The following is a 7,560-nucleotide window of genomic DNA, read 5'->3' as shown; positions in this document are numbered from 1 at the left end:
GGCGTCGAGCAGATCAACGGCCGCATCCACATCGAGAAGATCAACTCGCCCTTCTTGTCCAAGAGCGGGTGCAAGGGCACCGGACCTGATTTCGCGCCGGCATCTGCTACGCGATCGAGAAGGGCTGGCTCGACTGCACGAGAGCGGGACCTATGTCCGGCTGATCGGCACCAGCGCAAAAGCGGCCCCCGCAAAAGACTAATTTGCCGGGGCCGTTTGGAGGCTACCTTGGCGGTAATGGGGTCGCCAAGTGGTCACGAGCATAGGAAAATCCGGCAATCAGTTCTGTCCGCTTTTGTACAAAGCGGTTTAGTTCCAGATCGGGAACAGAACCGATCGCAATGAAAGACATGCAGGCACAGTTGGAAAAGCTCCGCACGGATGCTGCCGAGTGCGCCTTGATCCGAGATCTGGCATCTGAACCCAAGAAGCGAGACCTGTTCACCAAGCTGGCCGAGCATCTGACAATTCTGGCCGACGAGGTTGAACGCGCCATTGCTGCCGCGGGACCTGAGCTGAAGCGGAAGGAATGACCGAACGAGGCTGGGGTCGGCGTTTCGAGGATCCGATCACGATCGGCGATCGCGTCCTGGAGACGCTGCTTGACGCTGGCGAATACATCACTGCTTTGCCGAAGAAGGAGCACAACGCGCCGGAATGGCAAGCAGCAATGGAAGCCTTGATCCTGGTGACCGAAGGCGGCGGCCCGACGATGTTTGCCCGCATCGGCATCATGCGAGCCCTGAACCGACACCAGCTCGGCTATCTAGGTAGTTGGCCGCAAGGACGCAGGCCACCACCATCAAATTCGAAACGAGCGCCCAAAGGACCATTCCCTCCGCCTCCCGTTAGTGTCAGACCCCCGCCAGCGTGAGCCGGTGGGCCCACTATACACATGCGGACCCGGGGCAATTGCATCACCGTCTCCGCCGATCAATCTCACTGTGACCAAGGAAGAACAAAGCGGCCAGCACGCCAATAGCGGCGGGTATGATAAGGCTGAGACAGTCCATGACGCACCGCCTCTCAGCAAAGGAATCGCCCGTTCGATAAACTCACGGGCCTTCGGCTGAGTTCCGCGTCTGCGATAAAAACCCGCCAGCGTGAACCGGCGCCCACACGTAATTTTCCCAAGGTCAAAAGAAAAACCGCCGACCTTGGTAGCTAAGGCCACCAGCTGAGGCTGCCTTACTTCTGCTCGTTCCTCTCAAGGGAAGCCAGTCTATCCAGCTGGCCAGCCAAACCCACGAAACTTCGGGCGATGTTTTTCAGGACGGCGGCGCAATCCTTGGAAATGCCACTGGCGCCAGAAAGTCTCTTGTAGTGTTCAGCACGTTCTCGGCACTCAGCAATGTTGATCAAAGTCTCAGGCTTCCTGTTGCCCGCGCGGGTTGTGGAAGCGCCCTTCCACGCTGGCTTGCCTTCTACCATGTCAGGGCTCCGTTAAATCAGCTTCGGACGCCGGGTTAAATACGGCCAGAGCTGGCGGAGCGGCCCCGGCCTAACCCCCTTGATCCCCTGCAGCCTGGGTCGCCTCTCCGCCCTTGTCGTATCGGAGTAGCGTATGCGTTCCTCGCCCTCGATCGTGCCGGCCGACCGGCTCGACCGCGACATCTATCTGGTGCTTGAAGACTTCGGCGCGCGCGCCGGTTGCGCCTGGCGCAAGACGGATGAGGCTGATACCGACCTCGAGACGATCCTGCAAAATCTCCTGTCCGGCCAGTCGCCTATCCGGTCCGAATTGTATCCTTCAATCCCGTCGAGGGGTGGTCGCGGGATGCGACTTCCGACATCGCCGACGCGCTTGCCCAGCGTGCAGCCGCTTGGCCTCCGACACCTCCAGCCCACCGAACTTGGCCTTCCATTTGTAGATGCTGGCGTCGCTGACGCCATGCTTGCGGCAAAGATCGGCGACCGACACGCCGGCCTCATGCTCCTTCAAAATCCCGATGATCTGCTCTTCCGAAAAGCGGCCGCGCTTCATGCTCTGGTCCTTGTCGTGGCCCAGAACGAACTTCAAACTGGATTGATGGCAAGGTCAGTGAAAAGCGCGAATTGCCGAATTTTCCTAGGCCGCGATCGCAATCTAAGTCCAAACTCCCGCCGGCTCACGAGGTCGGTGGGGTTTTTTCTGCGCGGCAAAGGCGCGCGCGCTGTGCCAATTATGAGACAGCGGAAGAGAATAGGATCAGGTAGAAACTTCCTTTAGGCAGCTGACTTTGTCTTGCGGTGACTGTCTCGGTCCCACGAGACTAAGCCTGTCTGGAGGCCCCAGCATCATCATGCCCCCGGCCCGGTGCTGGGGCCGCCACAACAGCCGGCAATGCGTGGTTCTCTCCCTACAGCGAGCGCAGATTGGACCAGACTTGGCGGGTGGTTCTCGCGATCGGTGCGACGGCTGCAGTTGCCAGCGGCGCCTTCTTTGCAATCCGATTTCTCGTCGGATTGCACCTTTGATCTTGGAGGGTGGGCAGCTCAGTTGACGAGCCTAGGACCGATTTGACGGCAACGGTTCGATCACCGGCGCCGCTTGCGCGGCGCCAGCCTGTCACGCCGGAGGTCGCGGGTTCGAGCCCCTTCTCTCGCGCCTGCCCTGCGCACGTTAAGGGGCATTAAGTTCCAACTATCTAACAAATATTAGGAAATCACCGTCCTCCTTTGGCAACAAGTGTTGTAGGGCGGCTACAGCAATCTCCTGCGAGCCGCATACACTTGGCCAAGTAGGTGGGCGAACGCACCGATTCATTGAACTTGTAATTCATTCTGGGGAGATACTCGCATGAAAGTGCTTTTTGCGGCTGCGGCCGGAACGTTGGCTCTAGCTCTGGCGGCACCAGCGAGTGCGGCGGACTTGGCCGCCCGGCCGTACACCAAGGCTCCGCCGCCGATGATCGCCACCATCTACGACTGGAGCGGCTTCTACATTGGCGTCAACGGTGGTTACGGCTCTGCGCACACTTGCGCGGATATCGTCGCGGTCGGCGCGCTCCCGATTGTTCCGGCTGCTGCCGACGGGTGCCACAACGCAACTGGAGGCACGGTTGGTGGTCAGATCGGGTACCGGTGGCAGTCGGCTAACTGGGTCTTCGGCGTCGAGGGCCAGGGCAACTGGGCCGATTTCACCGGCCGCAACATCGGGCTCTCCACAGGTACCGATAATCGCAGCCGCATCGACGCCTTTGGATTGATCACGGGCCAAGTGGGCTATGCCTGGAATAATGTTCTCCTCTACGTAAAGGGCGGTGCAGCGGTAGTTGGAAATCGCTTTGACGCCTACGTTCCGCCTGGTTTCGTCGGCGCCGGTACGCTCCTGGCTACCACACGCGACACCGCTCGTTGGGGCGGTACGGTCGGCGCCGGGGTAGAGTTCGGCTTCGCGCCGAATTGGACGGTCGGCTTCGAATACGACCATATCTTCCTGGGACATCACGACACCGTATTCACCGATCCGGCGGGAGTTTCTTTCGCCACGGCTCGCATCGGTCAGGATGTCGACATGGGTCTGGTTCGCGTGAACTATCGTTTTGGTGGCCCGCTCATCCCAAGGTATTGAGTAGCTTCATTCAAACAACAAAGGCCGGCTCAAAGAGCCGGCCTTCTGCTTTGGGAGGCTCAAGTGACGAAGACTTACCGGCCAGTCATCCCCTCGAAACTCGCCGATGAGCTGAACCAAGCATTCGCATCAGCTGAACCTCACAGAATCTGCGGGGCGATCGGAGAGGCGCTCAAAGATTTCAACATTTCGGAGATCTCAAGGGAGGCCAAGCTGCAGCGTACCAGCATTTATCGTGCTTTCGGCAATGAACAGCTTCCGAATTTTTCAACCGTTTTGGCGGTGCTCACCGCAATGGGCTTGCAGCTCAAAGTAACGCCGAAGCGGGGCGCCCATAAGCGAGTTCTCATCCGGCCGGCCCCCCTTGAATAGATCAACACTACGGCAGGTCGGCTGGCGTCGAGCAGATCAACGGCCGCATCCACATCGAGAAGATCAACTCGCCCTTCTTGTCCAAGAGCGGGTGCAAGGGCACCGGACCTGATTTCGGCGCCGGCATCTGCTACGCGATCGAGAAGGGCTGGCTCGACTGCACGAGAGCGGGACCTATGTCCGGCTGATCGGCACCAGCGCAAAAGCGGCCCCCGCAAAAGACTAATTTGCCGGGGCCGTTTGGAGGCTACCTTGGCGGTAATGGGGTCGCCAAGTGGTCACGAGCATAGGAAAATCCGGCAATCAGTTCTGTCCGCTTTTGTACAAAGCGGTTTAGTTCCAGATCGGGAACAGAACCGATCGCAATGAAAGACATGCAGGCACAGTTGGAAAAGCTCCGCACGGATGCTGCCGAGTGCGCCTTGATCCGAGATCTGGCATCTGAACCCAAGAAGCGAGACCTGTTCACCAAGCTGACCGAGCATCTGACAATTCTGGCCGACGAGGTTGAACGCGCCATTGCTGCCGCGGGACCTGAGCTGAAGCGGAAGGAATGACCGAACGAGGCTGGGGTCGGCGTTTCGAGGATCCGATCACGATCGGCGATCGCGTCCTGGAGACGCTGCTTGACGCTGGCGAATACATCACTGCTTTGCCGAAGAAGGAGCACAACGCGCCGGAATGGCAAGCAGCAATGGAAGCCTTGATCCTGGTGACCGAAGGCGGCGGCCCGACGATGTTTGCCCGCATCGGCATCATGCGAGGATTGAACCGCCACTATGTCCCGGAGCTTAATCCGAAGGGCAAAGAGCCCCATTGGGGCCGGCGCAAGAGGGATCAATGAACCGTCTGGATCTACGACCGGGGCACAGAGCTGGTGGTGTTCGCGACTGAGGAAGCTGCCAAGGTTTGGCTCGATGAAAACGATCCGGAGGGCGTGGCCTTCGAGTACGACGTGGTAGGCTTGCCGGCCTGAGCCGCGTCGTCTGTGACGCGGCGTCCAATGGGAAAAGCCGCAGCGTGGTTCCAGCCCCCACTGCGGCATTCCCGGAACAGCAAAAAACTTGGTGCTCAAATCTCGCCGGTGTTCTTTTAATAGAACGCCCCGTTCCGAAAATGGATTCCGTAAGACTACCGGCGCACGAAGTTCGCGCATTGCCGTTGGAGGGCGAACATGGCACGGGCTTGCGTTCCAGCCCCACCTGCTCCCGGCTGTCGATCCAATTGCAGATTAGAGCACCGGGAGTGCCAGGCCCACCAGCGCTTGAAAGCTTCGCAGGAACAACTGAGGCCGCCAGCTGAGGCGGCCTACATCTGCTCGTTCGTCGCCAGGGACGCCAGTCTATCGAGTTGGCCGGCCAAACCCACATAAGTTCGGGCAATGTTTTTCAGGAGGGCGGCACGATTCTGGGAAATGCCGCCCGCGCCAGAAAGCCTCTTGTAGTGGTCAGCATGTTCTTGGCACTCAGCACTGTTGATCAAAGTCTCAGCCTCCCTGTTGCCCACGCGGGTCGTGGGAGCGCCCTTCCCCGCTGGCTTGCCCTCTACCATGTCAGGCCCCTTAAATCAGGTTCGGACACTGGGTTAGATACGGACAGCGCCGGCTTGAGTTTTGAAAAGGAACTACAACGGCGGACGAATATTTGTGTCGTCGCCGGCTCGCTGCCACAGCTGGCCGAGCGGCCCCGGCCTACCCCTTGATCCCCCCGCAGCCGGGGCCGTTCTCTTCGCCTTGTAGTACCGGAGTAGCGTATGCGCTCCTCGCCCTCAATCGTGCCGGCCGACCGCCTCGACCGCGACATCCATCTGGTGCTCGAAGACTTCGGCGCGCGCGCCGGTTGCGCCTGGCGCGAAACGGACGAGGCCGACACCGACATCGAGACCGTCCTCCAAAATCTCCTGTCCGGTCAGTACGCCTATCCGGTCCGAATTGCATCCTTCAATCCCGTCGAGGGGTGGTCGCGGGATGCGACTTCCGACATCGCCGACGCACTGGCCCAGCGCGCAGCCGACACCGACGCCGACATCTCGTCTGCACTGCAAGACTTCATCGCCGCCAACGCCACAAGGCGGTTCGACACGCAGCTAGCGCTGCCATTGCGCGGGGTCGTCTGATGCCCAGCGAGGATGAGCCGGTGGCCGTGGCGCCGCTTGCCGCATGGGGCTGGAAGGCCTGGTGGCGAAACGGCGCGACCGGCGCTATGCCGTCGGCCGGTCGAAAGACCGGATCAACCTGAAGAACCGGACACACCCGGCGATGACGCGAGGTTTCTAGATGCCGTAATGGGCCCTGCTCCGAGCAAGGGGTCATGATGGTGGCTGTCCCCGATAGATGATGAAACGGGGTCACGACGTTGAGTCGGCCCCAAGCATCTAGAGACGGAGGACAGCCGTGGAGAACTATGCCGGAATTGACGTGTCATTGGAATTGTCGAGCGTATGCGTTGTGGATGCCCAGGGTAAGATCCTGAAGGAGGCGAAGGTCGCGAGCGAACCCGACGCCTTAGTCGAGTTTTTCGAGAGGCTTGGCTTTGCAGTAAAGCGGATCGGGCTGGAAGCGGGGCCGCTGTCGCAATGGTTGCATGCGGGCCTGAAAGGAGCGGGATTCGAGACAGTTCTACTAGAAACACGGCATGTGAAGGCCGCATTGTCTGCGATGACGGTGAAGACTGATCGGAAGGATGCGCGCGGGATCGCGCAGTTGATCCGGATGGGATGGTTCCGGCCGGTACACGCAAAATCGGTCGATGCGCAGGAGATCCGGGCCCTCCTGGTCGCACGCAAACAGCTTCTCGGGCGGCTGATCGATGTAGAATTGAGTATCCGCGGGATATTGCGTGGCTTTGGGCTGAAGGTTGCCCCGGTGACGCGGAAGACGTTCGAAGTGCGGATCCGGGAGTTGGTTGTGGGGCAAACGACTGCCGGCACAAAATCGGACGGGACGGCGGTGGGATCGGAGGCGAACTTCTCCGCGATCGTCTTGAACGTCGCGCCCTTCTCGAGCCACAGGGCCTCGTACGCTCCGAGTTCCCTGCGCGGCGAGATCGACCGTACGGCGGATCCGTCATTCATTCGTGCAAGCAGGCTCATTTGAAGAGCCAACGTTTTCGGGGCGAAAAGTTCAAATCGAGGTGTAGCAGGGGCAGAGGTGCCCGCTATCGCCGTACCGTCAATACAGGGTCGCGACTCTGGCTTGGGTGACCGCCAGCCAGTCCTCGCCGTGGCTTTCGCGCATCTCCCTGAGCACCAGCCCCTCGGGACAGTCCTGACGAAGCCACGCAACCCGCAGGCGCTCCTTCCACGTCGGCCCGTGGCGACGCGCCCATGCGACGACTGCTGCATGCTGATCCGGGGTGAGCCAGGGAGTGTCCATCACGCCGCGTCCTGCTGCTTTTGCGAGTGTCTGTACAGCCCGACGGCGTCCCAGAACACGTCTTCTTCATAGCAGCCGACCACGTTGTTATGGAGATTCAATGTCGCAACGTGATCCTCGGCGCCATCGCGACGGGGGTTCGTCACGACCAGGAGAACGCCATCGCCCTCGGTCCTCACTGCGAGCTTGAAGTTCTCCTTCTCGAGCTCCTTCACCATGTCGTGCAGCTTTACCTTCATCGCCGGCCTCCTCGCGCGCTTCA

General features: G+C 60.2%; 10 protein-coding genes and 3 pseudogenes. 9 read left to right on the top strand and 4 right to left on the bottom strand.

The genetic code is table 11. The annotated features are described in order from the left end of the window. Positions 1 to 341: 341 nt before the first annotated feature. A complete protein-coding gene (locus tag JQ627_RS31280) occupies positions 342 to 533 on the top strand; it encodes a hypothetical protein (protein WP_212488204.1) in 192 nt (63 codons plus the stop codon). Continuing rightward, complete coding sequence (locus JQ627_RS31275) at positions 530 to 874, top strand: hypothetical protein (RefSeq protein ID WP_249143524.1); 345 nt, start codon at positions 530 to 532, stop codon at positions 872 to 874. Before JQ627_RS31280 ends, JQ627_RS31275 begins: the two co-directional genes overlap by 4 nt. A gap of 314 nt (positions 875 to 1,188) precedes the next feature. Here JQ627_RS31275 and JQ627_RS31270 read toward each other — a convergent pair whose 3' ends face one another. Beyond that, positions 1,189 to 1,431, bottom strand: a complete 243-nt coding sequence (locus JQ627_RS31270; RefSeq protein WP_212488203.1) for a hypothetical protein — start codon at positions 1,429 to 1,431, stop codon at positions 1,189 to 1,191. Positions 1,432 to 1,564: 133 nt separating this feature from the next. On the opposite strand from JQ627_RS31270, the pseudogene JQ627_RS39240 reads away from it, so the two are divergent. Next, positions 1,565 to 1,887: pseudogene (locus JQ627_RS39240) on the top strand (hypothetical protein). Here JQ627_RS39240 and JQ627_RS31265 read toward each other — a convergent pair. Then, positions 1,811 to 1,984: pseudogene (locus JQ627_RS31265) on the bottom strand (transposase); the annotation flags it as partial. The pseudogenes JQ627_RS39240 and JQ627_RS31265 sit on opposite strands and share 77 nt — an antisense overlap. 795 nt (positions 1,985 to 2,779) lie before the next feature. Between JQ627_RS31265 and JQ627_RS31260 the strand changes: the two are divergent. The 6 genes and pseudogenes from JQ627_RS31260 to JQ627_RS31235 all read left to right on the top strand — a co-directional run. Then, positions 2,780 to 3,553, top strand: coding sequence for an outer membrane protein (locus JQ627_RS31260; protein ID WP_212488202.1), 774 nt, complete (start codon positions 2,780 to 2,782; stop codon positions 3,551 to 3,553). A 63-nt stretch (positions 3,554 to 3,616) separates the two neighbouring features. Then, positions 3,617 to 3,925, top strand: coding sequence for a putative addiction module antidote protein (locus JQ627_RS31255; protein ID WP_212488201.1), 309 nt, complete (start codon positions 3,617 to 3,619; stop codon positions 3,923 to 3,925). Between the two features lie 365 nt (positions 3,926 to 4,290). Beyond that, on the top strand, positions 4,291 to 4,482 hold the full coding sequence (locus tag JQ627_RS31250) for a hypothetical protein (RefSeq protein WP_212488200.1): 192 nt from the start codon (positions 4,291 to 4,293) through the stop codon (positions 4,480 to 4,482). Then, positions 4,479 to 4,769 carry a hypothetical protein gene (locus tag JQ627_RS31245; protein ID WP_212488199.1) on the top strand — a complete coding sequence of 97 codons (291 nt, stop codon included), beginning with the start codon at positions 4,479 to 4,481 and terminating at the stop codon, positions 4,767 to 4,769. The genes JQ627_RS31250 and JQ627_RS31245 overlap by 4 nt, the downstream gene beginning before the upstream one ends. Before the next feature lie 908 nt (positions 4,770 to 5,677). Further along, a complete protein-coding gene (locus JQ627_RS31240) occupies positions 5,678 to 6,040 on the top strand; it encodes a hypothetical protein (RefSeq protein ID WP_212488198.1) in 363 nt (120 codons plus the stop codon). A gap of 265 nt (positions 6,041 to 6,305) precedes the next feature. Further along, positions 6,306 to 6,842 (top strand): annotated as a pseudogene (locus JQ627_RS31235) (transposase); the annotation flags it as partial. 252 nt (positions 6,843 to 7,094) lie between these two features. On the opposite strand, the gene JQ627_RS31230 reads toward JQ627_RS31235, so the two are convergent. Next, positions 7,095 to 7,298: a hypothetical protein gene (locus JQ627_RS31230; protein ID WP_212488197.1), complete on the bottom strand. Its 204-nt coding sequence runs from the start codon at positions 7,296 to 7,298 to the stop codon at positions 7,095 to 7,097. Further along, positions 7,298 to 7,537: a hypothetical protein gene (locus JQ627_RS31225; RefSeq protein WP_212488196.1), complete on the bottom strand. Its 240-nt coding sequence runs from the start codon at positions 7,535 to 7,537 to the stop codon at positions 7,298 to 7,300. The genes JQ627_RS31230 and JQ627_RS31225 overlap by 1 nt, the downstream gene beginning before the upstream one ends. Between the last annotated feature and the right edge of the window lie 23 nt (positions 7,538 to 7,560).

The sequence above is a fragment of the Bradyrhizobium liaoningense genome (assembly GCF_018130785.1).
GTDB classification, from domain to species: domain Bacteria; phylum Pseudomonadota; class Alphaproteobacteria; order Rhizobiales; family Xanthobacteraceae; genus Bradyrhizobium; species Bradyrhizobium liaoningense_A.
The sequence above is the reverse complement of the archived record's forward strand: the minus strand, read 5'-3'. Positions and strand labels throughout refer to the sequence as shown.